General features: G+C 60.5%; 28 protein-coding genes. 2 read left to right on the top strand and 26 right to left on the bottom strand.

Annotated elements, in window-relative coordinates; genetic code table 11:
* Window positions 1–5: 5 nt before the first annotated feature.
* From FGKAn22_RS05085 to nagZ, 6 genes are all read right to left on the bottom strand, one after another.
* Window positions 6–761, bottom strand: a complete 756-nt coding sequence (locus FGKAn22_RS05085; protein ID WP_212786890.1) for an S-methyl-5'-thioinosine phosphorylase — start codon at window positions 759–761, stop codon at window positions 6–8.
* A gap of 3 nt (window positions 762–764) precedes the next feature.
* Window positions 765–1,316 (bottom strand): hypoxanthine-guanine phosphoribosyltransferase, encoded by a 552-nt coding sequence (locus tag FGKAn22_RS05080; protein WP_212786889.1) that lies wholly within the window; start codon window positions 1,314–1,316, stop codon window positions 765–767.
* Between the two features lie 10 nt (window positions 1,317–1,326).
* Entirely contained in the window at window positions 1,327–2,259 is a 933-nt protein-coding gene (gene galU, locus FGKAn22_RS05075; RefSeq protein ID WP_212786888.1) for a UTP--glucose-1-phosphate uridylyltransferase GalU, read from the bottom strand.
* Complete coding sequence (gene ligA / locus FGKAn22_RS05070) at window positions 2,259–4,298, bottom strand: NAD-dependent DNA ligase LigA (RefSeq protein ID WP_212786887.1); 2,040 nt, start codon at window positions 4,296–4,298, stop codon at window positions 2,259–2,261. The genes galU and ligA overlap by 1 nt, the downstream gene beginning before the upstream one ends.
* Window positions 4,298–5,470 (bottom strand): cell division protein ZipA C-terminal FtsZ-binding domain-containing protein, encoded by a 1,173-nt coding sequence (locus FGKAn22_RS05065; protein WP_212786886.1) that lies wholly within the window; start codon window positions 5,468–5,470, stop codon window positions 4,298–4,300. The genes ligA and FGKAn22_RS05065 overlap by 1 nt, the downstream gene beginning before the upstream one ends.
* A 95-nt stretch (window positions 5,471–5,565) precedes the next feature.
* On the bottom strand, window positions 5,566–6,615 hold the full coding sequence (nagZ, locus tag FGKAn22_RS05060) for a beta-N-acetylhexosaminidase (protein ID WP_212786885.1): 1,050 nt from the start codon (window positions 6,613–6,615) through the stop codon (window positions 5,566–5,568).
* Between the two features lie 196 nt (window positions 6,616–6,811).
* Between nagZ and FGKAn22_RS05055 the strand changes: the two genes are divergently transcribed.
* Window positions 6,812–7,231, top strand: coding sequence for a hypothetical protein (locus tag FGKAn22_RS05055; protein WP_212786884.1), 420 nt, complete (start codon window positions 6,812–6,814; stop codon window positions 7,229–7,231).
* 358 nt (window positions 7,232–7,589) lie between these two features.
* On the opposite strand, the gene acpS is transcribed toward FGKAn22_RS05055, so the two are convergent.
* From acpS to rpoE, 13 genes are all read right to left on the bottom strand, one after another.
* A complete protein-coding gene (gene acpS / locus FGKAn22_RS05050) occupies window positions 7,590–7,970 on the bottom strand; it encodes a holo-ACP synthase (RefSeq protein WP_212786883.1) in 381 nt (126 codons plus the stop codon).
* Entirely contained in the window at window positions 7,967–8,686 is a 720-nt protein-coding gene (pdxJ, locus tag FGKAn22_RS05045) for a pyridoxine 5'-phosphate synthase (protein ID WP_212787153.1), read from the bottom strand. The genes acpS and pdxJ overlap by 4 nt, the downstream gene beginning before the upstream one ends.
* Before the next feature lie 74 nt (window positions 8,687–8,760).
* On the bottom strand, window positions 8,761–9,489 hold the full coding sequence (recO, locus tag FGKAn22_RS05040) for a DNA repair protein RecO (RefSeq protein ID WP_212786882.1): 729 nt from the start codon (window positions 9,487–9,489) through the stop codon (window positions 8,761–8,763).
* Window positions 9,486–10,385 carry a GTPase Era gene (gene era / locus FGKAn22_RS05035; RefSeq protein WP_212786881.1) on the bottom strand — a complete coding sequence of 300 codons (900 nt, stop codon included), beginning with the start codon at window positions 10,383–10,385 and terminating at the stop codon, window positions 9,486–9,488. Before era ends, recO begins: the two co-directional genes overlap by 4 nt.
* Window positions 10,382–11,065 (bottom strand): ribonuclease III, encoded by a 684-nt coding sequence (rnc, locus tag FGKAn22_RS05030; RefSeq protein ID WP_212786880.1) that lies wholly within the window; start codon window positions 11,063–11,065, stop codon window positions 10,382–10,384. The genes era and rnc overlap by 4 nt, the downstream gene beginning before the upstream one ends.
* Window positions 11,055–11,414, bottom strand: a complete 360-nt coding sequence (locus FGKAn22_RS05025) for a DUF4845 domain-containing protein (RefSeq protein ID WP_246487459.1) — start codon at window positions 11,412–11,414, stop codon at window positions 11,055–11,057. Before FGKAn22_RS05025 ends, rnc begins: the two co-directional genes overlap by 11 nt.
* Window positions 11,415–11,441: 27 nt before the next feature.
* A complete protein-coding gene (gene lepB / locus FGKAn22_RS05020; RefSeq protein ID WP_212786878.1) occupies window positions 11,442–12,245 on the bottom strand; it encodes a signal peptidase I in 804 nt (267 codons plus the stop codon).
* A gap of 2 nt (window positions 12,246–12,247) precedes the next feature.
* Window positions 12,248–14,041 carry a translation elongation factor 4 gene (lepA, locus tag FGKAn22_RS05015; protein WP_212786877.1) on the bottom strand — a complete coding sequence of 598 codons (1,794 nt, stop codon included), beginning with the start codon at window positions 14,039–14,041 and terminating at the stop codon, window positions 12,248–12,250.
* A 279-nt stretch (window positions 14,042–14,320) separates the two neighbouring features.
* Window positions 14,321–15,715: a DegQ family serine endoprotease gene (locus FGKAn22_RS05010; protein WP_212786876.1), complete on the bottom strand. Its 1,395-nt coding sequence runs from the start codon at window positions 15,713–15,715 to the stop codon at window positions 14,321–14,323.
* Window positions 15,716–15,750: 35 nt separating this feature from the next.
* Window positions 15,751–16,188, bottom strand: coding sequence for a SoxR reducing system RseC family protein (locus tag FGKAn22_RS05005; RefSeq protein ID WP_212786875.1), 438 nt, complete (start codon window positions 16,186–16,188; stop codon window positions 15,751–15,753).
* 2 nt (window positions 16,189–16,190) lie between these two features.
* Window positions 16,191–17,138 (bottom strand): MucB/RseB C-terminal domain-containing protein, encoded by a 948-nt coding sequence (locus tag FGKAn22_RS05000; RefSeq protein ID WP_212786874.1) that lies wholly within the window; start codon window positions 17,136–17,138, stop codon window positions 16,191–16,193.
* A 16-nt stretch (window positions 17,139–17,154) separates the two neighbouring features.
* Window positions 17,155–17,649 carry a sigma-E factor negative regulatory protein gene (locus FGKAn22_RS04995; protein ID WP_212786873.1) on the bottom strand — a complete coding sequence of 165 codons (495 nt, stop codon included), beginning with the start codon at window positions 17,647–17,649 and terminating at the stop codon, window positions 17,155–17,157.
* Between the two features lie 2 nt (window positions 17,650–17,651).
* On the bottom strand, window positions 17,652–18,251 hold the full coding sequence (gene rpoE, locus FGKAn22_RS04990) for an RNA polymerase sigma factor RpoE (RefSeq protein ID WP_212786872.1): 600 nt from the start codon (window positions 18,249–18,251) through the stop codon (window positions 17,652–17,654).
* A 208-nt stretch (window positions 18,252–18,459) separates the two neighbouring features.
* Here rpoE and nadB point away from each other — a divergent pair, with 208 nt between their 5' ends.
* Window positions 18,460–20,040 (top strand): L-aspartate oxidase, encoded by a 1,581-nt coding sequence (gene nadB, locus FGKAn22_RS04985; protein WP_212786871.1) that lies wholly within the window; start codon window positions 18,460–18,462, stop codon window positions 20,038–20,040.
* On the opposite strand, the gene FGKAn22_RS04980 is transcribed toward nadB, so the two are convergent.
* The 7 genes from FGKAn22_RS04980 to dnaX all read right to left on the bottom strand — a co-directional run bounded on the left by FGKAn22_RS04980 (window position 20,037) and on the right by dnaX (window position 26,579).
* Entirely contained in the window at window positions 20,037–20,432 is a 396-nt protein-coding gene (locus FGKAn22_RS04980; RefSeq protein WP_343214997.1) for a protein YgfX, read from the bottom strand. The two genes, nadB and FGKAn22_RS04980, sit on opposite strands and share 4 nt — an antisense overlap.
* 13 nt (window positions 20,433–20,445) lie before the next feature.
* Window positions 20,446–21,678: a serine/threonine-protein kinase gene (locus FGKAn22_RS04975; RefSeq protein WP_212786869.1), complete on the bottom strand. Its 1,233-nt coding sequence runs from the start codon at window positions 21,676–21,678 to the stop codon at window positions 20,446–20,448.
* A gap of 64 nt (window positions 21,679–21,742) precedes the next feature.
* On the bottom strand, window positions 21,743–23,041 hold the full coding sequence (locus FGKAn22_RS04970; protein WP_212786868.1) for an adenylate/guanylate cyclase domain-containing protein: 1,299 nt from the start codon (window positions 23,039–23,041) through the stop codon (window positions 21,743–21,745).
* An 88-nt stretch (window positions 23,042–23,129) separates the two neighbouring features.
* On the bottom strand, window positions 23,130–24,032 hold the full coding sequence (gene rluB, locus FGKAn22_RS04965) for a 23S rRNA pseudouridine(2605) synthase RluB (RefSeq protein ID WP_212786867.1): 903 nt from the start codon (window positions 24,030–24,032) through the stop codon (window positions 23,130–23,132).
* Window positions 24,029–24,625 carry a recombination mediator RecR gene (gene recR / locus FGKAn22_RS04960; protein ID WP_212786866.1) on the bottom strand — a complete coding sequence of 199 codons (597 nt, stop codon included), beginning with the start codon at window positions 24,623–24,625 and terminating at the stop codon, window positions 24,029–24,031. The genes rluB and recR overlap by 4 nt, the downstream gene beginning before the upstream one ends.
* A gap of 8 nt (window positions 24,626–24,633) precedes the next feature.
* A complete protein-coding gene (locus FGKAn22_RS04955) occupies window positions 24,634–24,960 on the bottom strand; it encodes a YbaB/EbfC family nucleoid-associated protein (protein WP_212787152.1) in 327 nt (108 codons plus the stop codon).
* Window positions 24,961–24,980: 20 nt separating this feature from the next.
* The gene (gene dnaX / locus FGKAn22_RS04950) at window positions 24,981–26,579 is read right to left on the bottom strand and encodes a DNA polymerase III subunit gamma/tau (protein WP_212786865.1); all 1,599 of its coding nucleotides are present in this window, start codon (window positions 26,577–26,579) and stop codon (window positions 24,981–24,983) included.
* Window positions 26,580–26,590 lie beyond the last annotated feature (11 nt).

The following is a 26,590-nucleotide window of genomic DNA, read 5'->3' as shown; positions in this document are numbered from 1 at the left end:
TCCGCCTACTCGTGACTCTCGCCGACGCCGTTCACCACACGCTCGAGAATGCTGCGCACTCGCTCCATCGCCGCGCTGGCGGTGGCATTGACGCTCTCCATGTTGATGCCGTTCTTGCTGTCGCCTCGTCCCGCGGCATAATTCGCGACCACGGCGATGGCGGCATATTTGAGCTCCAGTTCCATAGCCAGTGCGGTTTCGGGCATGCCGGTCATGCCGACCATGTCCGCGCCGTCGCGTTCGTAGCGATTGATCTCGGCGACGCTGTCCAGGCGCGGCCCCTGGGTCGCGGCATACACACCGCCATCCAGGCAGAGCTGTTGTGCGGTGCGCGCACTTCGCAGGATGCGTTTGCGCAGCTCCGCGCTATACGGCTGGGTAAAGTCGATATTGGTATATATCTTGTCGCGGGTGTCGAAGAATGTGGCATCGCGACCGTGGGTGTAGTCGATGATCTGGTCCGGCACGACGATGGAGCCGGGAACCAGGTCTGCGCGGATGCTGCCCACCGTGGCGACCGACACGACCTCGCTCACGCCCTGCTCGCGCAATGCCCACAGGTTGGCGCGGTAGTTCACGAGGTGCGGCGGAATGGTGTAGCCGTAACCGTGCCGCGCGAGGAAGATCACCTCATGCTGGTTGAGCGTGCCGAACAGAAACGCACCTGAAGGCTCGCCATAAGGTGTGCGCATCACCTGCCGGTGCGTAATTTCCAGATTCGCCAGTTGTGTCAGACCGCGACCACCAATCACTGCCAACATACTTTATCCTTCCCTGACTGCATAAATCGCGGGCAGATTGCGCCACGCGCCTTCGACATCCATGCCGTACCCGAACACGAAGCGGTCGGGCACTTCCAGTCCGACGAAATCGGCATGGATGGGTTTATCCCGGCCATGCTGCTTGTCGACGAACACCGCGCTATAGAATTTGCTCGCCCCCAGTTCCATCACCCGCTGGCGCACTGCGTCCAAAGTATGGCCTTCATCGAGAATGTCGTCCAGCACCAGCACCACGCGACCGCGCACCGTCTCGCGCGGTGCGACCTTCCAGTGCATCTGTCCGCCCTGCCGCGCATCGCCGTAGCGCGACACGTGGACGTAATCGAAGTCCAGCGGAAAATCGAGCAACGGCAGCAGCTGGCCGGAAAACACCACCGCGCCGCCCATCACCGACAGCACCAGCGGCTGGGTCTCCGATAATGCGGCATTGATCTCGCGCGCAACATTGCGCAGCGCCTCCTGAACCTGCTCGGCCGGATACAGCAACTCCGCCTGTTGCAGGAGTTCGCGCGCATGCCGCATCGAGACACTCATGTGCTATGCCCTATTTCAGGCTGTTCAGGTAGGCAGCGAATTCGTCGCGCAATTCCGGGTGCTGCAGCCCCAGCGCCACCGTGGCCTGCAAATAGCCCAGTTTGGATCCGCAATCGTAGCGCGTGCCCTTGAAGCGGTAGGCCAGCATCCGCTCCTCCTGCATCAGGGCAGCGATGCCGTCGGTCAGCTGGATCTCGCCGCCCGCCCCGGCCTGCACTCTTTGCAAATGATGGAAGATGCGCGGCGTCAGGATGTAGCGCCCGACCACCGCCAGCGTGGATGGCGCATCTTCCGGCTTGGGCTTCTCGACGATGGCTCGCACCTGTTCGATATCCGGTCCCAGCGGCATGGCATCGACGATGCCATAGCTCCCGGTCTGATCGCGCGGCACGTTCTGAACCCCGAGGATGGAACATTGATGCTGATGGAATACGTCCACCATCTGCCTGACGATGGGGGGATGAAGCTCCCCGTCGATCAGATCGTCGGCGAGTATCACGGCGAACGGTTCGTCCTTCACCACCGGCATTGCGCACAACACGGCATGCCCCAGACCCAGCGGCTCGGGCTGGCGGATGAAGATGCAATTGATGTGATTGGGAATGATCTCCTGAACCAGGCGCAACAACTCGTCCTTGCCGCGCATCGCCAGTTCGGCTTCCAGCTCGTATGCCTTGTCGAAATGGTCTTCGATCGCGCGCTTGTTGCGCCCGGTGATGAACACCATGTCGGTGATGCCCGCGTCCACGGCCTCTTCCACCGCGTACTGGATCAGCGGCTTGTCCACGACGGGCATCATCTCCTTCGGGCTGGCCTTGGTCGCAGGCAGGAAGCGGCTGCCCATCCCCGCCACAGGAAAAACCGCCGTGGTGATCTTCTCGCCACGCCGTTCAAAGCGGCCTTGCTGTCTCTCCGAACTATCGGCAGGAACTACCCAGGTCATCACTTGTTCTCCTCTAGCATCTGCATAAATTTTTCCTCGTCCAGCACCGGAACGCCCAGCTCCAGCGCTTTGTCCAGTTTGCTTCCCGCCTCCGCTCCCGCCACCACGTAGCCGGTTTTCTTCGACACGCTGCCCGCCACTTTCGCGCCGAGTGCTTCAAGTTTTTCCTTGGCCTCGTCACGTGTCATTCCGCTCAGTGTGCCGGTCAACACGAAGGTCTTGCCGCCGAGAGGCGATTCTCGCACAGCCTGCACCTCGTGTTCCGCCCATTGCACGCCGTGGGCGCGCAGCGCCCTGACGACTTCGATGTTGTGCGGCTCCGCAAAAAAAGCAACGATGCTTTGCGCCACCACGGGGCCGACATCGGGCACCTGCTGCAACGCCGCTTCATCGGCATCCATCAGATTCTCCAGTTTGCCGAAATGCCGCGCCAAATCCTTCGCCGTCGCCTCGCCCACGTTGCGGATTCCCAGGGCATAGATGAAACGCGCCAGCGTGGTGCGCTTGCTCTGCTCGATCGCGCCCAGCAGGTTGAGCGCGGATTTCTCGCCCATGCGTTCCAGATCGACCAGCGCCGACATGCCCAATTGGTACACATCAGCGGGCGTCCGCACGATTTGCTGCTCCACCAGCTGCTCGACCAGCTTGTAGCCCAGCCCTTCGATATCCATCGCGCGGCGGCTGGCGAAATGCAGCAGCGCCGCCTGGCGCTGCGCGGGGCAGAACAGGCCTCCGCTGCAACGCCAGTCGGCCTCGCCTTCCTCGCGCACGATGTGGCTCCCGCACACCGGACACTTGCCGCCCAGACGCCTGTGGAGGTCGAACGGCTCGCCGGCATTCGCCGGGCGCTTCTCGAGCACCACGCCAACCACCTCCGGAATCACGTCGCCCGCGCGGCGCACGATCACCGTGTCGCCGATGCGCACGTCCTTGCGCCGCGTCTCGTCCTCGTTGTGCAGCGTGGCATTGCTGACCGTGGTTCCGCCGACGAACACCGGTTCCAGCTTGGCCACCGGCGTCAGCTTGCCGGTGCGCCCGACCTGGATGTCGATGTCGCGCACTACGGTCATCTGCTCTTCCGCCGGGAATTTATGCGCGACCGCCCAGCGCGGCTCGCGCGAGATGAAACCGAGCTCGGCCTGCAGCCCGAGGCTGTTGACCTTGTACACCACGCCGTCGATGTCGAACGGCAAGCTGTCGCGTTTGGCCGCGACGCGCTGATGGAATTCCACCAAACCCTGCGCGCCCCGCACCACCGCTCGCTCGCCGCTCACGGGCACGCCCATCTTGTCCAGCGCATCGAGCACAGCGCTGTGCGTCGCGGGCAATGCCCAGCCCTGCACTTCGCCCAGCCCGTAGGCGAAGAACGACAGCGGACGCTGCGCTGCCAATGCAGGATCAAGCTGGCGTATGCTGCCCGCCGCGCCGTTGCGCGGATTCACCAGCGTAGGCAGTCCCCGCTCGCGCTGCTTTTCGTTGTAACGCTCGAAATCGGGCCGGCTCATGTACACCTCGCCGCGCACCTCCAGAACAGGCGCTTCGCAGCCTTGCAGGCGCAGCGGTACCTGATGGATGGTACGCACGTTCTGCGTCACGTCCTCGCCGGTCTCGCCGTCGCCGCGCGTGGCTGCCTGTACCAGCAGGCCGCGTTCGTAGCGCAGGTTGATGGCAAGACCATCGAACTTCAACTCGCAGTTGTATTCGACCTGCGCATCCGTCTCGCCCAACCCCAGTTCGCGCCGCACCCGCAAGTCGAACGCGATGGCGCCCTCGTCGCTGATGTCGGTCTCGGTGCGGATCGACAGCATGGGCACGGCATGACGCACCGGCGCGAAGCCGTCCAGCACCTTGCCGCCGACGCGCAGGGTCGGCGAATCCGGCATCCGCAGTTCGGGATGTTGTGCTTCAAGAGATTGCAGTTCGCGGAACAGCTTGTCGTATTCCGCATCGGGAATGGTCGGCGCATCCAGCACGTAATAGGCATGATTGTGCCGCTCGATCTCGACGCGCAGCTGTGCGATGCGTGACGCGACGGACATCAGGCGAACAGCCTGCGCGCTTGGGCACTGCCCGGTGCGATGCCGTGCTCCGCCATCTTCGCCTCGACGGCGGTGATCTGGTCGCAGATCAGGTTCAGCCCGCCGTCGCTCAATACCACGCGGCGGTCATCCACCACGTTGACCTGAAGCTCGCGGGCGAACTCGCGCGCCGTCTCCAGCATGCGATCGAACAGTTCGGCCGGATGCGCCACTCGCGGCACGTCGAGCAGCAGCGTGACGCCACTTGTGGTGAACGTTTCCTGCGTGTGGTGCTGGAACGGCTTGCTGTCGTGATTGATCAGACAGAACAGACTGTGCCCCTGCGCATCCAGCGCATGGAAGGCACCGTCCGCCTCCAGCGACATGCCGAGCATTGAGGCCGCCTGCGCGATGCGGCTGCCGTTCAGCTGGCGCTCGCCCGGCGGAACCAGGTTGATGCCGACCATCTGGTCCACTTCGGCACAGAACGTATCCAGTTCCACCGCATGATGATGAGTCTCGTGTACATCGGGAACGGCGGCATCGGCCTTGATGTGTTTGGCGATGCCCGCCACCAGGTCGCGGAAGTCGCCCAGTTTCGCCGCGCTGATCGCACCACCGCGATCCACCAGTTGCACGGCAATGCGGAATCGTTCGTACAGCGTCTGGCTCTCGGCGATTGCGCGCTCCCAATGCTGCGCGTTCAGGGTCAGGCCGCACACCTGCACCGGCTTGCCGAAATCGAACTTGCGCTGCCACAAACCGTCCAGCACCGCGGCGGGACTCGGCTCTGCGAGACTCAGTTCGATGATGAAATCACTGCTCGCATCCAGCAGCGCGCAGGATTCGTCCAGCGCCTTGGCGTAAGAAAGCGGCACGGATGGAGTCTCTGCGACGGGCTCGATGACGGCCTCAACGGACTCGACGGGTGCCACATGCGCATCCGCCTCCGGAGCAACTTCCTCGACCGGCTGCGACACGGCAGTCTCAGGCTCGAGCTCTGTCACGACATGTTCTACCGGCGCAGCCGCCGGTTTTGCCGCGCTTTCCTGATACAGCGCATCGGCATGGCTCGCCTTGAATGCCGCGCCGAACTTGCGCCGGTATTTGCGCTGCTGCCACCAGCCGAACGCATACACCGCGACGATCACGCCGAAACCGATTGCCAGCAAAGCTGCCTGTAATTCACTCATAGCAGGAACCATAACAAGATATTCAGGATGGCGGCGATTATCTCAAGCCGCACCGCAATAGGGAACCGCTGATTCAGCGATTTCCCCGTCTTCGGCTACACCAGCGGCAACTCCGCGTTGCTCTTGCCGATAGCCGAAACCTCGCCCAGCGCCTTAAGAAAATGCGACTGCTCGTGCAATGCCACCAGCGATTCCGGATGCGCCGTGCCGCGCATCTGGGCGAGGCGAGCCTTGCTCGCGGCGGGCATCTCCCAGTGCAGCCCCTGCAGCAACTCGTCCGCCGATTCCGGCTTATTGCATACCAGCACCATGTCGCAACCCGCATTCAGCGCCGCTTCGGCCCTCTGAACGATGCCGCCCGCAACGGTCGCGCCTTCCATCGAAAGGTCGTCGCTGAAGATCACACCCTCGAAACCGAGCTGCCCGCGCAACACATGCTTCAGCCAGATCGGCGAGAACCCCGCGGGGCGGCTGTCCACCTTGGGATAGATGACATGCGCCGGCATCACCGCGGTCAGGCCGTAGTCCACCATCCGCCGGAACGGGATCAGGTCGCACATCTCGATGTCGACGAACTCGCGCTCGTCCACCGGAATGTCGAGGTGCGAATCCGCCGTAACAAAACCGTGCCCGGGGAAATGCTTGCCCACCGTGTGCATGCCGCCCTGCTTCAATCCCAGCAGCAGGCTATGCGCCAGTTCGGCGATGGCCTGCGGATCGCTGTGGAAAGCGCGGTCACCGATCACTGAACTCTGCCCGTAGTCCACGTCCAGCACCGGCGTGAAACTGAAGTCCACGCCGCAGGCGCGCAACTCGGAAGCCAGCACGTAACCCACCTGCTGCGCCAGATGGCGCGCGCGCTGCGGATGAGCATCCCAGACCTTGCCCAGCTCGCGCATCGGCGGGATCTTCGTGAACCCCTCGCGGAACCGCTGCACCCGCCCTCCCTCGTGGTCCACCGCGATCAGCAATGGCGGTGTGCGCGCCGCGCGTATCGCCGCCGTTAGTTCGCACAGTTGCGACGGCGACTCGTAGTTTCGCGCGAACAGGATCACCCCGCCCACCAGCGGATGCCGCAACCGCGCCTCATCCTCAGGCGTCAGCTGCTTCCCCACCACGTCCAGCATCACCGGCCCCAAACCCATAGCACTCCCCGATTGGATTAATTTGAATGCGGCGGATTATAAGGGGTTTGGCACCAAAACCGCGCCAGCTTTGGCAGAGAAAATATCTAGGCCGTTTGGCATATTGACCACTGTTGCGAATGCTGCAACTATGTAAATGGGAAGGCTTTAAGGCCTATTCCTGCGCCTTAACCTATAACAAAGGGAGAAACGAAATATGCAGTGCCCAAAATGTAACTCTGAAAACACACAAAGGTTGGAAGTTGTTTTTCACGGTGGCACCCAAGAGATAAACACTACTGGAACTACAGTCGGTGGTGCGCACGGTGGTGCTTTTGGTATAGGTGGCGCGGTAACAAAAACCAAGGGACAATCCCAATCCATCCTAGCTCAGAAATCAGCCCCTCCATCAAAAAAGAGTTTCAAGGCCGCAGTGATTCTGTTCGTTATTGGCATACTAATGCTCGGTGGGCAAGGAGCAACAGCCTTTTTGGGATTCTTATTAATTGCTGCAGGTGCCTATCTCGGATACAAAAATTTTCAGTTTAATTCGAAGGAGTGGCCTTCTCTTTATCAACAGTGGCTAGACTCATGGCTATGCCACAAGTGCGGGACTACATATCACCACGCCGTCTAAGCCTGTATTAGGAGAATTGATTAAAGAAAAACCCATCATTTTTTGATGGGTTTTTCTTTTTGTTTTTGAATTTCTTCCCCTGTGCGCCGCTGAGTAGCACAGGCTGGCCAGGGGATGTCGGCGAGGACTGTTTGAGCACGTGGCCGCGTAGCGGATCGTGCGAGTTCCGCAGCCGCCTGACCAGTCGAGCAACGCAGGGAACCGCGTAGCGGCGGCAAACCGGGGGCGCCTTTTCTTTGGTTACTTTCTTTTGGCGACGCAAAAGAAAGTGACTAGCTGTCGGGCTACCCCCGACGGTTTGTTTTTTTGATGTTGCCGTTCATGGTTCGATACCTCACCACGAACGGGGAAAAGCTACCTAATTGCGTTCCAGCACCACAAACGCCACCACCATCTCCCGCTCATCGCTGATGGAAATGTGCTGTCCGTTGATGCCCCGTTCAGCTAGCCACGCCCCCAGCACCTCATCGAACTCCATCACCGGCTTGCCCAGCTTGTCGTGCCCGACACCGACGCGATGAAAACTGACGGGATACCGCATGCCCATGCCGACCGCCTTGGCGAACGCCTCCTTCGCCGCGAAGCGCTTCGCGAGCATCCTTGCCGGAGCCGGATGGATGGCCAGCGCAGGCAGCTCGCTCTCGCTCAGGATGCGCTTCGCGAAACGCTCGCCGTAGCGCACCCACAGCGCTTCAATTCGCGCGACCTCGACGATGTCTGTGCCAATACCGTAAATCATCCCTGAACTAGCAGCGCCTTCATCTTCCTTACCGCTGCATCCAGGCCGATGAACACGGACTCGGCGATGATGGCGTGGCCGATGTTGAGCTCGACGATGTTGGGAATGGCGACGATGGGCTGCACGTTATGGTAGTGCAGGCCGTGGCCGGCGTTCACCTGAATCCCCTGCGCATGGGCGTGTTCCGCCGCGGCGCGGATGCGCTCGAGTTCGTGGGCACGCTCCGGCACGCTGTCGGCGTCGGCATATTTTCCCGTGTGCAGCTCGATCACCGGAGCGCCGGCGCGGCGTGCGGCGTCGATCTGCTTCAGGTCCGGGTCGATGAACAGCGAGACACGGATGCCCGCCTCGGTGCAACGCTCGGTGGCGGCCTTCACCGCGTCGAAATAACGCACCACGTCCAGCCCGCCTTCGGTAGTCAGCTCCTCGCGCCGCTCCGGCACCAGGCAGATGTCGTGCGGCTTGATGCGCACCGCGTTGGCGATCATCTCGTCGGTGACGGCGCATTCGAGGTTCATGCGCGTCTGCAGCATGCCGCGCAGGATATCGACATCCGCATCCTGGATGTGGCGGCGGTCTTCGCGCAGGTGCAGGGTGATGGCGTCCGCCCCTGCCTCTTCGCAGATCAGCGCGGCGCGCACGACGTTGGGATAGCGCGACCCGCGCGCCTGGCGCAGAGTGGCGACGTGATCGATATTCAGTCCGAGTTTTACCATTTTCGATGCCTCCATTTATTCCATAGATTACGCGGATCCCGCAGATTCGATCTGCGGACGACGGTCTTCCGGTTCTATAGCTTCTGCAGATCCTTGATGAGTTCGCGCGTGTGCAGTGTCTTGCCGCCGAGATGATGGTTCAGCAGCACACGCATCAGCTGTTTGCTCTGCTGTGCGGTGACGGGATCGGCGTAATCGTCCGCCGCCATGTCAAGCAGGGTCTTGCCCTGCACCGGCAACCCGATTTGCGTATCGCCGTCGTCCGGCACGGCGCCACGCTCCACGGCATAACGATAACAGACTTCGGGGTGGATCGCTTTTTCGCCGCCCGCCTCGCGCTCCAGCGTCAGCGCATAGCCCAGCTCCTGCAGCATATGCTTCTCGAAACAGCGCAGGGTCGCGGCGTGGTCCGTCTCGTGCGCCAGCCGGTACAGGGTGGCACGGTAGTAGTCGAACAACCGATCATGCGGGTCGTCGCGCGCCATCAGGTTGAGCAACAGCTCATTCAGGTAGAAACCGCACATCAGCGCCGTGCCCTGCAGGTAGGGCTGGCCGCCCTGCCACTCCGCGCTATGCAGGGTGCGCACCTCGCCCTTGCCGAACCAGGAAAGCAGCAGCGGCTGGAAATTCATCAGCACGCCGCGCAGTGCCGACCTGGGACGCCGCGCGCCGCGCGCCATGATCGCCAGCCGCCCGTGCTGCCGGCTGAACACGTCGAGGATCAGGCTGGTTTCACGGAACGGGTAGCTATGCAGCACGAAGGCAGGTTCGTCCTGCTGCTTGTGCCGGTTCGCAACGGTCATTCGTAGCCCAGGCTCTTCAGCACGCGTGCGTCGTCCGCCCAGCCGCTGCGCACCTTGACGAACACTTCGAGGAACACCTTGCCGTCGAACAATTTTTCCATGTCGAGGCGCGCTTGGGTGGCGATCTCTTTCAGCTTCTCGCCCTTCTTGCCGATCAGCATAGCCTTGTGCGCTTCCTTGTCCACCAGGATCGCGGCATGGATGCGGCGCAGCTTGCCTTCCATCTTGAATTGCTCGATCACCACGCTGGTTGAATACGGCAGTTCCTCACCGGTAAAGCGGAACACTTTCTCGCGCAGCATCTCGGCCGCGAGGAAACGTTCGCTGCGGTCGGTGATGTCGTCCTCGCCGTAGATCAGCTCGCCCTCGGGCAAGTGGCGATACAGGGCATCGCGCAGTTCGTCGAGCTTGGTATTTTGCTTGGCGCTGACCGGGACGATTTCGGCGAACTTGAAGTCCTTGGCGATGCGCTCCGCAAATTCGAACAATTTTCCCTTGTCCTCGACCTCGTCGATCTTGTTGATCACCAGCAGCACCGGGCGGTTGTCCGGCAGCAGCTTGAGCACCTCCTGGTCGCGCTCGTCATAGCGCAGCGCTTCCAGCACGTAGACCACCACCTGCACGTCGCGCAGGCTGCTGGTGACGACGCGGTTCATGCCGCGGTTCAGCGCGTTGAGGTGCTTGGTCTGGAAGCCGGGCGTGTCGACGAACACATATTGCGCACGCTCGTCGGTGAAGATGCCGTGGATGCGATGGCGCGTGGTCTGCGCCTTGCGCGAAGTGATGCTGACCTTCTGCCCGATCAGGTGGTTGAGCAGCGTGGACTTGCCCACGTTGGGACGCCCGACGATGGCGATGAAGCCGCTGCGGAATTCTGTTGTCTGTTGTTCGGTCATGATGTCCTGGCCAGTTGTTGGTAGGCGGCCTGAGCCGCCTGTTGTTCGGCGCTGCGGCGGCTGCTGCCCTCGCCGCGCGTGCTGATCTTCAATTTGGGGATGGCGCACTCCACCTGGAAAGATTGCTCGTGCGCCAACCCGCCGGTAGCAATGATGGTATAGGTCGGCAGGGGTATACGCTTGCCTTGCAGATACTCCTGCAACAGGGTCTTGGCATCCTTGCCCAGCGTGTGGATGTCGACCTTCTGAAGGTAAGGCACGAACAGCCCAAGCACGGCCTTCTCGGCCTCGGCGTAACCGCCATCCAGCAGGATCGCGCCGAACAGCGCCTCCATCGCATCGGCCAGGATGGACGGCCGGCGGAATCCCCCGCTCTTGCGCTCGCCCTCGCCGAGCCGCAAAAGGCTGCCGAGCTTGAGTTGCTGGGCAAAGGTCACCAGCGTCTCTTCCTTGACCAGGTTGGAGCGCAGCCTCGAGAGCTCGCCTTCGCTCAACTGCGGGAAGGCGTCATACAGGTGCTTGGCGATGACGCAGCCCAGCACGCTGTCGCCTAAAAATTCCAGCCGCTCGTTGTGCTCCGGCGCGTAACTGCGATGGGTGAGCGCGCGCTCCAGCAAGCGAGGCTGCACGAAGACATGCCCCAACTGCCTGCAGAGTGCGTCGCGATCCTTATTTGGCACTGCTGGGCTTGAAGTCCATGAACAGGCTGACGTTGGCAACCAGCGGGACCTTGACGGAGTAGCTCGCGCTCAACACCAGGCGACCATCCTCCTTGACGATCTCGATGTCGTCGGCGCGGATTGCTGTGATGTCGTCGATAGAGGCGCGCTTGTCAAAGGACGCCTTGATATCGCGTACGTTGGCGTTCTGCATCTCGGGATCGTTGGCGATGGTGATGAACAGGTTCTTGATCTGCTCATACTGCATATAGGCCGGGATCATCTTCAGTCCGGTGATGCTGACCAGAACCAGAATCACCGCCCCGAACAGGAAACCGAACAGACTCAAACCGCGTTGTGTTGCTGGCATTGCTGCATTCATATTGCCCCTCCCGACTCAGTTAATGGACAGTCCGACGCGCTTCAGGTCGGAAAAATTCATCCAGATGAAAAACGCCTTGCCGACGATCTGGTTGTCCGGCACGAATCCCCAGTAGCGGCTGTCGCGGCTGTTGTCGCGATTGTCGCCGAGCATGAAGTACTGCCCCTCCGGCACCTTGCAGCGCACCATATCGTCGTCGTAGCTGCAGTTCTCGCGCCCCGCGAACTCTGCTACCGAGCCCAGGTGCAAGGTCGGCAATTCGGGATTGACCAGCACGGCATGCTTGCGTTCGCCCAGGGTCTCGACGCGCTTCTCGGTATGCACGAAATTCAACCCGGTCTCGACGTAATTGTAATCGCCATCCGCCTGTTGCGCTTGCTCGACGCCGTTGATCCGCAGACGCTTGTTGCGGTATTCGACGGTATCGCCCGGCAACCCGACCACGCGCTTGATGTAGTCCTTGGAGGGATCTTCTGGGTAGTGGAACACCATCACGTCGCCGCGCTGCGGGTCGTTGATCTGCACCAGTTTCCGGTTGACGATGGGCAGGCGGATGCCATAGGTGAACTTGTTCACCAGGATGAAATCGCCGACCTGCAGGGTGGGAATCATCGAGCCGGAAGGAATCTTGAACGGCTCGACCAGGAAGGAACGGATGCAGAACACCACCAGGATCACAGGAAAGAAGCTCTTGGCGTATTCCACCCACCATTGCTGGGCCACGCCCGCGGGGCGCTTGCCCGCCAGGACGAAACGGTCCAGCAGCCAGATGGCGCCGGTGGTCACCAGCAATACAAACAGAATCAGTGCAAAATCCATCGTTACTTGTCCTCAACTTGCAGGATAGCGAGGAAGGCTTCCTGCGGAATCTCCACCGTGCCCACCTGCTTCATGCGTTTCTTGCCGGCCTTCTGCTTCTCCAGCAGCTTCTTCTTGCGCGTGATGTCGCCGCCGTAACACTTGGCCAGCACGTTCTTGCGCATCGCCTTGACGTTCTCGCGCGCGATGATGTTCGAACCGATGGTCGCCTGGATCGCCACGTCATACATCTGGCGCGGGATCAGCTCGCGCATCTTGGCGGCGACCTCGCGGCCGCGGTGCTGGCTGTTCGCGCGGTGCACGATCACTGCCAGCGCGTCCACCTTGTCGCCGTTGATCAGCATGTCCACCTTGACCACGTCGGCTGCTCGATACTCCTTGAACTCGTAGTCCATCGAGGCGTAGCCGCGAGACACCGATTTCAGCCTGTCGAAGAAGTCCAGCACGATCTCGCCCATCGGCATCTCGTATTTGAGCAGCACCTGCTTGCCGTGATAGGTCATGTCGATCTGCACACCGCGTTTCTGTGTGCACAGCGTGATCACCGAGCCGACATACTCCTGAGGCATGTACAGGTTCACCGTGACGATGGGTTCGCGGATCTCTTCGATCTTCGACGGGTCGGGCATCTTGGACGGATTGTCCACCATCAGCACCGTGCCGTCGCGCAGCACCACCTCGTAGATCACCGTCGGCGCGGTGGTGATGAGGTCCATGTCGAACTCGCGCTCCAGGCGCTCCTGCACGATCTCCATGTGCAACAGGCCGAGGAAGCCGCAGCGGAAGCCGAAACCCAGCGCCTGAGATACTTCGGGCTCGAATTGCAGCGCAGCGTCGTTGAGCTTGAGCTTCTCCAGCGAGTCGCGCAGCGCCTCGTACTGATTGGACTCGACCGGGAACAGTCCGGCGAACACCTGGGGCTGCACTTCCTTGAAACCGGGCAGAGCGGCGGCTGCGGGTCTGGCCTGATGAGTGATGGTGTCGCCCACCTTGGCGGCCTTGAGTTCCTTGATGCCGGCGATGACGAAGCCCACCTGCCCCGCACTCAGCGACTCGCGGTTCTGCGACTTCGGCGTGAACACGCCGATGTGCTCGGTCAGGTGCTGCGCACCCGTCGCCATGAACAGAATCTTTTCCTTCGGCTTCAACGTACCGTTGACGATGCGCACCAGCATCACCACACCGACGTAATTATCGAACCACGAGTCGATGATCAGCGCCTGCAACGGCGCGTCCGGGTCGCCTTGCGGCGCGGGCACCTTGGCGATCAGGGATTCCAGTACATCTTCCACGCCCAGTCCGGTCTTGGCGGAGCAGTGCACCGCATCGTGCGCATCGATGCCGATCACGTCCTCGATCTCGGTGATGGCATTGTCCGGATTGGCGGATGGCAGATCGATCTTGTTCAGCACCGGCACGACTTCCACGCCGAGGTCGAGCGCGGTGTAGCAGTTCGCCACGGTCTGCGCCTCCACGCCCTGCGACGCATCCACCACCAGCAGCGCGCCTTCGCAGGCGGACAGCGAGCGCGACACTTCGTAGGAGAAGTCCACATGCCCCGGCGTGTCGATCAGGTTCAGGTTGTAGACCTGGCCGTCGCGGGCCTTGTAATTCAGCGCGGCGGTCTGCGCCTTGATGGTGATGCCGCGTTCGCGCTCGATGTCCATCGAATCGAGTACTTGCGCTTCCATTTCGCGATCGGACAAGCCGCCGCACAGATGAATGATTCGATCCGCCAGCGTGGATTTGCCGTGGTCGATGTGAGCGATGATGGAAAAGTTACGGATGTGCTTCAAGGTTAAAAATCCTGCCGAAACCGGCTTTTGCGCAAAGCGCGAATTCTAGCCGATTTAGACTCGGCTCGCTGAAGAGAGAAAGGAACCTCGAAGAACCGTAGCGAGCGGCTTGAGTGCAAGGCGCACGGAGCACAGCGACCGAGACAACTCGCCTTCGCGAGTTGCGGCGGAGACTAACCTTCAGGTTACGTCGAAGCCACATACCCTGTGGGTAGGCGAGGAAGCGAGCACCGCGCAACGCTGCAATCAAGCCGCGCAGTAGGTTATTCGAGGTGCCTATTACTTCTCGTCCAGCCGGATCGCCACATAGGAAGCGCTGTCTCCGCGCCTGACCAGCAGTGCGACATTGCGCCCTTTCGGCACCTGCTTGAGGATGTCATTGAACTGCGCCAGCGAACGGATCGGCATATTGCCGATCGCCAGCAGCACATCGCCCTGATGCAATCCTGCCGCGCGCGCTGCGGAGCCCTTGACCTCTTCCACCAGCAGCCCGCCATTCACTTGCAACCCCTGCATCTGATCACGGCTCAATTCGCTGACCGCGATGCCGAGACGCGCAATCATTTCGGCCACGTCATCGGCCAGTTCCTTTGCGGCCCGCGCCAGCTTGTTCTCTTCCGGCATCTCGGCGACCACCACGGCCACCTGCTTCACCGCGCCCTTGCGCCATAATTCGATGGTCACCTTGCTGCCCGGTTTGGTCGCCGCCACCATGCGCGGCAGATCGGCAGAGCTGTCGACCGGCTTGCCGTCGTACTTGAGGATCACATCGCTGGCCTCGATGCCCGCCTTGTCGGCCGGGCCATTCTTTTCCACGTTGCTGATCAGCGCCCCGGACGGCTTGCTCAAACCGAACGAATCGGCCAGTTCGCGTGTCAGTTCCTGGATCATCACGCCGATGCGGCCGCGCGTCACCTTGCCGGTGCTGCGCAGTTGGTCGACCACCTGCGTCGCCACGTCGATCGGGATGGCGAAAGACAGTCCCATCGAACCGCCGGATCGCGTATATATCTGGGAGTTGATGCCGACCACTTCGCCGTTCATGTTGAACAACGGACCGCCGGAGTTGCCGGGATTGATCGCCACGTCAGTCTGGATGAACGGCACGAAATTGTCCTGCGGCAGGGAGCGTCCCTTGGCGCTGACGATGCCCGCCGTCACGCTGCTGTCGAAACCGAACGGAGAACCGATGGCAACCACCCATTCGCCGACCTTGAGCTTGTTCGGATCGCCGATGCTGACTCTTGGCAGGCCGGTCGCCTCGATCTTCAGCAACGCGATATCGGTGCGCTTGTCGGCACCGATGACTTTGGCGCGGAATTCGCGCTTGTCGGTCAGGCGCACGGTGATCTTGTCGGCGCGGTCCACCACATGCGCATTGGTCATGATGTAGCCGTCTGCGCTGATGATGAAACCGGATCCCAGCGATTGAGATTCCTGCTCGCGCGGCATCTGCGGAGCGAAGCGGCGGAAGAACTCGTAGAACGGATCGTCTTCGGAAATCCCGGGAAATCCCTGTGCGTTGCGGATGATCTGCGAGGTGCTGATATTGACGACGGCCAGGCCCTGTTTTTCCACCAGCTCAGTGAAATCCGGCAGTTCCTTCGTGAGCGCGGGCGAGCTGACTATCATTCCGACCATCAACACGAACAGGCTCAACAGTTTTTTCAGCATATTTTCAGCCTCCATTCACCAACAAAAGAACCGAATCACTCCCCGCGCCATTGCCTGGCGATGTAAGGCCGCTGGCGCCTCAGCCGCACAGCGAGCCATTTGGACAGGAAGAAACCACAAACCAAGCCGATCAACGCACCTGCCGCCGCGTAACCATCCTGTTGTTCGACCTGAGGAGCGGCAATATTCCCGAGAGCGGCGCCCACCGCCAACAACAGCAATGGCAGCAGATAGACCAGGCCGATGCCGCGCAGCACCGTGCCATCCGCAACCGAGACGACCACCTGGTCGCCGACGCGTGCATTGATCGGATTATCTACCTGGAATTGGCGCGGCTGGCTGCAGAACAGCTGGGACAGTTTGGCCGTCCCGCAGCCTTTGCCGCTGCATTGACCGCAACCTCCGCCCTGGCTGGCCTGCACAAAGGCATGCTGCCCCTCGACCTGCACGACAACGGCTCGCGTTTCCAGCATGGTTACTTGCCGTTATAGCGCAGCGAATCGAGAACCTGCATCACCGTACGCGGAGGCACTTCGCCGACCACTGTGATCAGGTTCCTGTCCACCAGCTTGTGGTACAGATTCACCGCACCGCGGCTGGACAACCCTTCCACATCGTCTTCGTCGCTATCGATCGGCTCGATGAAAATGGAGATCGCGCTCAATCCGTCCGAAAACACCAGTTGCGTCACGGGCGCATGCTTGCCGCGCATCGGACGCTGGATCTCCATGGTTTTCTTGAAACCAGCCGGCAGCGCATCCACGATCCAACCGCTATTGACTGCTACGCCGCTCTTGACTGCTTCGGGAGCAGGCAAGGCCGAAGCGCTCGACTTCACCCAGGAGCTGTCGATATTTCCACCGATCTGCAATTGGGTAAAAGCATATTGTTCGACCAACTGGTTCTTCTCGCCCAGCACGGCGGCCTTCAGCAACAGGCCGGAATCGGTGTGCACCCATATCTTGTGCACATAACGCGAGTTGTCTTTGGGCTGGAACAGGATGGCGTGCGTGTTATATCCCGCCACGCGTTCTGCCCCCCCCTCCTTGACCTGATAATTCGCGCTCAGTGCGGAAAGCTGATCCGGCAACAGCGAGGGGAACCTGCTGCGCCCTTGTTGACTGCCCACCTGCACCATCTTGTGATTGATATAGCACCAGACCTGGCCGTGATGCCTGATGATTTCGCGCTTGGGACCGTCCAGGCTTTCCAGCTTCTCGTATTCGCTGTCCGACTCGACCACATGCGTGATGCGGGATGTTTCGACGCGATTGTCATACTGGTAAACGAACACGCCGCTGTAATCGGTCTGGTGTGCCGCAAAGGCCACCGTCTTGAGCCAATCGAGACTGACCTGCCGCTCTTCGGCGTGGACATTGGCGACAGCCAGCAACAGTCCACAGAATATGGTGCACAACCTCATCGCCATCTCCCCCGCCCTATTTCTCATCCGGACTATAGGAAACCGTGCGGATGTAGGAGGCACCGCCGTTCATGTCGGTGCTGGGAGAGAACTCCTGATGTGCCATCAGGTAATCATTGGACTTGGACAGTATCTGCATGTTGACCGGACGCAAGGCGGTTTGTTGCATCGCAAGCTGTGGAGCCGTCTCTGGAGTGATCTGCAACGACATCCACGCCACCACGCCAACCGCCACCAGCGAGGCTGCAGCCGATAGCGCGAAGGTGCGCATTTTCTGTTTCACCGCGCGACTGCGCGGCGCCAGCACGACAGGCTCATCCTGCATGCGTTCGCGTACGTTCTCGCTCAAATCACAATGGATATGTTCGGGCTGGCGCAGCACATCTCCGATCAGGTGATAGAGCGCCCAGTCATGGTGAGTATCGGAATCCCGTTTGATCCGGTCGAACAAACCCTCTGCTTCATCCTCGAACAACTCGCCGTCCATCAACGCAGAAATTTCTTGTTTCATCGCTACCACCTCTTACCCTTACTGGTTTCCAACAGCGGCCGCAGATTCTCCGCTACCGCTTCACGCGCCCTGAATATCCTCGACCGCACCGTGCCGATCGGGCAGTTCATCACACTGGCGATTTCCTCGTAACTCAACCCCTCGATCTCTCGCAACGTCAGGGCACTGCGCAGATCTTCCGGCAGTTGCTGTAACGAAGTTTGCACCACATCGACAACCTGCTTGCTCATGAGTTCATTCTCAGGTGTGCTGACCTCATGCAACAGGCCGGCATCCTCGAACGACTCGGCTTCATCAACATCGAACGGTGTGCTGGTCGGCGCACGCCGCTTATTCGCCAGAAGGTGGTTCTTCGCCGTATTGATTCCGATGCGATAAAGCCAAGTGTAGAACGCACTGTCGCCACGGAAGCCGGGCAACGCCCGATACGCCTTGATAAAGGCGTCTTGCGTGACATCTTCTGCCTCCGCAGGATCGCGGACAAAACGGGAGATCAGCCGCCCCAGCTTGCGCTGGTACTTGGATACCAGCAAGTCGAAGGCGTGCTTATCGCCGCGCTGAACGCGCTCCACCAATAGCTGATCGACTTCCTTCTCTGCCATCGCTGACTATTCCGGTTATTCCTATAATCGCCGCGCCATTCGCGGAAGCTGGAGTATAACCGCTCCGCCAGATGCACGTCAGCCAGCTTCGATATGCGGGCAATGCGACTGGCAAAAAGGAAATAAGTTCCCAACTTGGCAATCAGGCTCAGCCTCAGGCCAGTCTTTTGCTATAGTTTCGCCTTTGGCAAATACATCTGGACTCCAATTGCTGCGTTTCGACACATTGATCATCGGTAGCGGCCTGGCCGGCCTGACGCTGGCCCTCAAGCTGGCCGAGCACCAGAAAGTGGGGCTGATCACCAAGAAGTCCCTGCTGGACGGTGCAAGCAGCCGGGCCCAGGGCGGAATCGCCGCGGTATTGTCCAGCGAGGATACTCTGGACGCGCACATCCAGGACACCCTGACCGCGGGCGCAGGCCTGTGCGACGAGGCCGTCACGCGTTACGTCGTCGAGCACGGCAAGGCCGCCATCGACTGGCTGATCGACCAAGGCGTACCGTTCACCAGGGACAACTCCAGCCTCATGGGCTATCACCTCACCCGTGAAGGCGGTCACAGTCGCCGCCGCATCATCCACGCTGCGGATGCGACCGGCCATGCCGTGCAAGAAACGCTGGCCGCGAAAGTACTGAGCCACCCGAACATCACCGTGCTGGAGCACCACCTGTCGGTCGACCTCATCACCGGCAGGAAGCTCGGCCTGGCAGATAACCGCTGTTACGGCGCCTACGCCTTGAACAGCCTGAGCGGCGAAGTCGTCACCATCGCCGCCCGGGATACCATCCTTGCGACAGGCGGCAGCGGTAAAGTTTACCTTTACACCACCAATCCGGACACCGCAACCGGCGATGGCATCGCCATGGCCTGGCGCGCCGGTTGCCGCGTGGCAAACATGGAGTTCATCCAGTTCCACCCTACGTGCCTGTATCACCCTCATGCCAAATCGTTCCTCATCAGCGAGGCGGTACGCGGCGAAGGCGGCATCCTCAAATTGCCGGATGGCACGCGGTTCATGCCGCATCATGATGAGCGCGCGGAACTCGCGCCTCGCGACGTGGTGGCGCGCGCGATCGACTTCGAAATGAAGAAGCATGGACTGGATTGCGTCTATCTGGACATCTCGCACCAGTCGATCGAGTTCCTCGAAGAGCACTTCCCGACCATCTACTCGCGCTGCCTCAGCCTGGGCATCAATATCAGCAAGGAACCCATCCCCGTCGTCCCCGCCGTGCATTTCACCTGCGGCGGCGTCATGGCGGACCTCAATGCGCGCACCGACGTGGACAATCTGTATGCGGTGGGCGAAACCGCCTACAGTGGTCTGCATGGCGCGAACCGGCTGGCCAGCAACTCGCTGCTTGAATGTCTGGTGTTCGCCAACGCCGCGGTGCGCGACATCCTGGACAAGCCCCAGCAAGCGTTGCGCGAATTGCCCGCTTGGGACGAAAGCCGGGTGACCGATGCCGACGAGCAGATCGTCATCTCGCACAACTGGGCCGAGCTGCGCCACTTCATGTGGAACTACGTGGGCATCGTGCGCACCAACAAGCGCCTGCAGCGCGCCCAGCACCGCATCCAGTTGCTGCAGGATGAGATTGACGAGTTCTACGCCAACTTCCACGTCAACCCGGACCTGCTCGAGCTGCGCAACCTGGTGCTGAATGCGGAACTGATCGTGCAAAGCGCCTTGGCGCGCCATGAGAGCCGCGGCCTGCACTTCAGCAAGGACTATCCGACGGCACAGCCGAACCCGCAGCCCACCATCCTGACCCCTCGCACCCGCTAGGCAAACCTCAGGCGCACGCACAACTCACGAAACCTGTCTCGCCCCACCGCATCGGGAAAGACAACGCGAAAAACCGGCAAGCGCCTGCCCTCCAGGCAGATGCCCAACACGACGAAATAGGGACTGACGACAGTGTCGCCGGAGATTTGTCCGGTGAGGCGTGTATGAAGCGTAGCCGACACCTCGCCGGAGGCAAGCGATATCTCGCGCCATGAATCCGGCAACAGTTGCAAAGCATCGCGCGCCAGGTAATAAACTAGGCTCAACACGATCAGCAGGAATGTCGCCAGCTTGGGTGGCACCGGCAACGCGGTCAGAAACACCACGCCAGCAACCAGCAGGTGGAACAGCAGCAGCAATATGGCCAAGCTCGGTGAAGGCTTGAGCGCCATGCGGGGGGTAGAGCTAGAAGATTACGATAGCCACGATGCCCATCAACACCAGCGCCACGATAATCATCAGCAGGAAATTCCCGCTGCCATGCTTGACCGGAGGACGCGAGGGAGCATGGTGTACCTGAGGGCGCGGGGCTGCGGGCGCGGGCCGAGCCGCAGGAGCGGCTTGCTTGATGGCTTCCGCACTCGGCCGCACCATCTTGAAGGTCTTGGACAATTCGTCCACATCTTCGTTGGTCGCAGTCAGGGCAGCCAGGCGCATGGTTGCGGCGGCGGAATCAAAAGCTTGCGATAGTCTTGCCGTCGATGCTGCTTTCGCATCCTCCCCTGCCGCATCCAGATTGCCGGTAATGCTGATCGCGTCGGGCAATTTCTTCTCGCCGCCTGCGGGAGCTATCGATACATCCTGAAGCTTGGAACGCGGCAAGGTGTCGCGACAGGCGCGCAGGTCGTCGGCAAAATCCCTAGCATTCTGGTAACGGTCTTCCAGTCCTTTCGCCAGCGCCTTGGCCACGATGAAATTGAGCATCTCAGGCACGGCAGGATTCAGCGTATTGGGGGGAACTGGTACGGCGTTCAGGGTCTGGTACATGATGGCGTTGACGTTCTCGCCATTGAAGGGAGCCTGCCCGGTCAGCATCTCATAGAGCATCACGCCCAGCGAAAAGATATCCGAACGCTGGTCGATCGCCTTGCCCATCACCTGCTCGGGCGACATGTATTTGGGCGAGCCAAGCACCATGCCGGTCTGGGTGCGCACTGCCGAGGAAGCCATGCGCGCAATGCCGAAGTCGGTGATCTTCACATGCCCATCGCGCACTACCATGATGTTCGAAGGTTTGACATCCCGATGTACGATGTCGTGTTCATGCGCGTAAGACAAGCCCAGCGCCACTTGAGCAACGATGTCCAGCACCTGGTCGACCGGCAGCAGCCCGCCATCATTCATGATGTCGCGCAATTCGCGCCCTTCCAGGAATTCCATGGCGATGTAGGCGACATCGCCGCTCTTGCCCACGTCGTATATGGTCACGATGTTCGGATGGCTGAGCCGGCCGGCCGCCTTGGCCTCCTGGTAGAAGCGCCCCTCGTATTCTTCTTTCTCGTCCAGCGCGAGCCCCAGGTTGATCGTCTTGATCGCCACGACGCGGTCGATCAACGGGTCCTTCGCCTTATAGACGATACCCATCGCGCCCTGTCCTAGCTCGCCCAGCACCTCATAACGCCCCAATTGGCTAATCATCGCGCTCACCCGAGAAAAGCTTCTTCGTCATATTCTTCTGTATGAATCTGGTAGTCAGGGCCTGCTAATCACAAAAGCTCGGCCTGAGGCGTAACGTCTTGCCCGTGTCAAGTTCGACACTTTGCGTATAAATACCGCCGGCGGGATGACTCACGATCACCGTGTGCCTGCTGTCCGGGGAGATTGCCACCTTCAACGCGCCCGAAGTGATCTTGCCTTTCTGAGAACCATCCACAAACACTTGGGTTCCTTCCTTGCAGGTGACGACGACATAAGCTTCGGCACCCTGAGCTGCACCGCCACTCTCATACCACGGCTTGCTTGGCTCGGCGGCTTTGGGCTTGGCTTGGGCTTGCGCCTGCTTAGATTGGGCTTGAGGCTGCTTGGCCTGACCATTGGTTTTTTTGCCGTTAGGTTTGCTCTCGGCGAGCTTCTTTTCCTCCGGCGTGGCCACTGTGGTCGGCTGAGTTTCCTTTACAGTAGCAGTCTTTGCGGGAACGAGCGATGCAACTGCAGACGCCGCTTGCGATCCATTCGCAGCCTGGATCTGAGCGGCGCTCGGCAAGGGGGCTTCTTTATACAGCGCAAACTTCAGCGCCACTCCGCCGATCAGCAGCACCGGAACCGCGACCGCAGCCACATAGATGGCGCGCTGCTTCGAGTCAGCCTGCCGGTAACGCTCACGCAGCGCCCCTGCGAGCACATCCAGCTTGGCCGCTGCAGTATTCCAGCCAAGTTTGGCTTTCTCCACCAGGGCGGCATAACGGTTCGCGACCTGCCCGGTGACGGCACCGCCCTCCGTATGCTTCACTGTCTGTTCGCCCGGATAACCGATGGCATAAATCTCGTGTTCACGCACATGCTTGTCCGTGCGCGATCCCTGGTAATGGAACATCCCCGCGTACGTCGGGGAAAGACGCGAGACCGCATCGAAGTAAGAACGCGAAACCAGTATCTGGCTGGCATCGGCAAAGCCCATCACGCGTTGAGCGACGTTGATGCCATCGCCCACGATATTTGGCTGCCCGTTGATATCCCTGACCAGGCGCACCGGGCCAAGATTGATGCCCATGCGCACCAGCAGGGGGTGCTCCAGGCCAGGCTCTTCGTTGAGCAGGCTTTCGCGCAGGCTCAGCGCCGCCCTCAATGCATCCTCGACGTCGCCAAGAAAATTGATAGCCGCGCCATCGCCGGTGTCGAGGATGATCCGGTCAGCCACCGGCACGTCGCGAATGGCGGCGGAGAGGTAGTCGTTAAACCTGTCCTTCAACGAAATTTGCCCAGCCACCGACTTCTTGGAATATTCGACGATATCCAAGAACAGCACACTGCACATGATGGTCTTATTGCCGCGCTCTTGCATTCAGTTTTCCAGAATCCCAAGTAGTTGCCATAGTTTCATAGCATTCAATACTGCCCGCAGATCACAATGATTTGAATTTTAGTGATAGTCAGCGTTTTACACCAGTTTTACTTTTTCCGCTGCTTGTGCGGGGAATGGATGCCCCGCCCTTCCGTCCGGCGGTATGCGTCCTTTCCCTGCCTCCAGCAGCCTTCCGGCCATGCATGGCCGGAGGTACTGCGACTTTGGGTGTCTCGTCTTCGTCAGCCGTCATTCCGACCCAATCCAGCACCTGCCCCACTTCCCCTTCACCCAGTTCGGCGGTCATGCCGCGCTTAAGGCGCGATGGCAGATTGATTATACCGAAGCGCACCCGCATCAGACGGCTGACCGGCAGCCCCAGCGCATCAAAAGTGCGGCGCACCACGCGATTGCGTCCCTCTTTTAGCATCACGCGATACCAATGATTGAACCCTTCGCCTCCCTCGTCATCAAGCTTCTCGAACTTGACCAGGCCGTCCTCCAGTTCCACGCCCTGTTTGAGCACTTGCTTCATCTGCTCGTCCGTCATGGTTCCCTGCACGCGAACGGCATATTCGCGTTCGACTTCGAAGCGCGGATGCATCAGTCGATTCGCCAACTCGCCGGAGGTGGTAAAGATCAGCAAGCCGCTCGTGTTGAAATCAAGCCGCCCAATGGCGATCCACTTCTGGCCGCGCAGCTTGGGCAACTTGTCGAATACGCTCGCCCGCTTATCCGGATCGTCGCGACTGACGATCTCTCCCTCCGGCTTGTGATACAGCAAGACGCGTATCGCATGCTCTTTCTCTCCGACACGGATTGTCCGGCGATCCACCCGCACTAAATCCCCTTCCACCACGCGCATACCCAGCGTGGCGGGCTCACCGTTCACGCTGACGCGCCCGGCGGAGATCCACTCTTCCATGGTGCGGCGCGAACCGAATCCCGCTTGCGCCAATACTTTCTGTAATTTTTCGCCCTGCTCGATCATGCCAATACCTCGCGCCGCTCCAGCATGGCCTGCGCCAGCGTTCCGCTATCCACCTGCTCCAACTCCCCGCCCACCGGCAAACCGCGGGCGATACGCGACACCTTAACACCTTGAGATTGCAGCAAGGTTGCCAGATAATGCGCCGTGGCATCGCCTTCTACGGTGAAATTAGTCGCCAGAATCACTTCGCAGGAATGTTCCTGTACACGTTTGACCAACCGGTCGAAATGCAATTCCCTGGCGCCGATGCCATCCAGCGGCGAGAGCCGCCCCATCAGCACGAAATACATACCGCGATAGCATTGGGTCTGCTCCATCATCAGCAGATCCGCCGGCATCTCGACCACGCACAGCAAGCCCGCATCGCGCTTGGGCGACGCGCACAACGCGCAGACCTCTTGCTCAGAGAAATTATTGCACTTGGAACAGTGCTTGATGCTCGCCATGGCGCGCTCCAGCGATTGCGCCAGGTGCTGCGCGCCAGCTCGGTCGCGCTGCAGCAGATGATAGGCCATGCGCTGGGCGGACTTAGGCCCAACACCTGGCAAACAACGCAGTGCAGTGATCAGTTCATCCAGATGGGAAGGCATCATCCCGATCATCAGAACGGCAGCTTCATGCCAGGCGGCAAGCCCATGCCGGCGGTAAAGCCGCTCATGCGCTGCTGCGAGGTCGCCTCGACCTTCTTCATCGCGTCGTTCAGCGCCAACACGATCAGATCTTCCAGCATCTCCTTATCGTCGGACAGAACGCTGTCATCCAGCGATACGCGGCGCACTTCATGTCCACAGGTCATGGTGACCTTGACCACGCCGGAACCGGCCTGCCCTTCCACCTCGATGTTGGCCAGTTCAGCCTGCGCCTTCTGCATGTTCTGCTGCATCTGCTGCGCCTGCTTCATCAGCCCGCCCAATCCGCCTTTCAACATATTCATCTACTCCTTAAAACTTACTGTATTGGTTCAATCGAATCCGCCATCAGGCTGGCATCCAACTCCGCTTGTGCCGCACGCACAAAACCATCCTGTGCGATCGAATCGCCAGCCTGTTGCTGCCGTAACTGCTTGACCTGTTGCTCGATAACGGCGGGCGTCGCTGCTTCGTCCTTGCCCAGCACGATATTCAACCTGACCGGCTTGGCGAAGTAATCGCTCAATGCGGCCTGCAGCTTGTCAGTCGCCATCTTGTTGGTCTGGAAATGCCGTTGATCCTGCGACAGGCGCAAGGTGACCTGCCCATCGGAGAAACTTTCCAGCACACAATGCTTCGCCAACTGTTGTGCCATACCCTGCACGTTCAATTGCGCCAGCAACACACCCCAATCCGGCCGGCCGGGTGATACAACCTCGGTCGTTGCCCGCGCTGCTAACGGCGCTTCGGGAAGCCTCTCAGGCTGGTTTGCAGGCGGTGCCGCGCGCACCGGAGCGGGCGGGACGGCCATGACCGCGCGCTGAGCTCCCTTCGCCGGCGCAAAAGCCAGCATGCGCAATAGCGTCATGGTAAAACCCGCGTATTCGTCCGGCGCCAGGTCGATCTCGTCGCGCCCATGTATGGCGATCTGATAACAAAGCTGCACATCCTCGGCCGTGAAAGCTTGCGATAGTTCCAGCAAGCGCGCGCGTTCCGGCTCATCCTCGGCAATCGCCTGCGGCACGGTTTGCGCCAGCGCGATGCGATGCAGCAATGTCGCCAACTCCGGCAATGCCGCGTCAAACGACACGCTGCGCGCAGCCATGCTGTCGGCGATCTCAAGCAACGCAACGCCATTCTGTCCACGCAAAGCATCCAGCAAATCGAAGAGATAGCTCTGGTCTATCGCCCCGAGCATGGTGCGCACCACCATCTCTTCCACTTTGGCATCGGAAAAGGCGATAGCCTGATCCATCAGGCTCAGTGCATCGCGCATACTGCCCTGCGCCGCCCGCGCGATCAGCGCGACAGCTCCCGCCTCGAAAGCGATCTGCTCCTGCTCCAGCACATGCTGCAAATGCGCCGCTATCAATGTCGGCGGCAGCTGCTTCAAATTGAATTGCAGGCACCGCGACAACACGGTAACGGGAATCTTCTGCGGATCGGTAGTAGCCAGGATGAATTTCACGTGCCCCGGCGGCTCTTCCAGCGTCTTCAGCATCGCGTTGAATGCCGACTTGGACAGCATGTGCACTTCGTCGATGATGTACACCTTGAAGCGCCCGCTGGTCGGCGCATACAGGGCGCTTTCCAGCAGTTCGCGCATGCTGTCCACTTGGGTATTGGAGGCGGCATCGAGCTCGATCAGATCGACAAAACGGCCGCTGTCGATTTCCCGGCAGGCACTGCACTCGCCGCAGGGTGTCGCAGTGACTCCTGTCGCGCAGTTCAGCGATTTGGCGAAGATGCGCGCGATGGTGGTCTTGCCGACCCCCCGTGTGCCGGTGAACAAATAGGCATGATGCAGCCGATTTTGCGCCAGCGCGTTGCTGAGCGCCTTGACCACATGCTCCTGCCCCGCCAATTGCGCGAAGGTTTTAGGACGCCATTTACGCGCGAGAACAGTTGTGGCTGACAAGTTGCACCACG

The sequence above is a fragment of the Ferrigenium kumadai genome, from assembly GCF_018324385.1.
GTDB lineage: Bacteria > Pseudomonadota > Gammaproteobacteria > Burkholderiales > Gallionellaceae > Gallionella > Gallionella kumadai.
The sequence above is the reverse complement of the archived record's forward strand: the minus strand, read 5'-3'. Positions and strand labels throughout refer to the sequence as shown.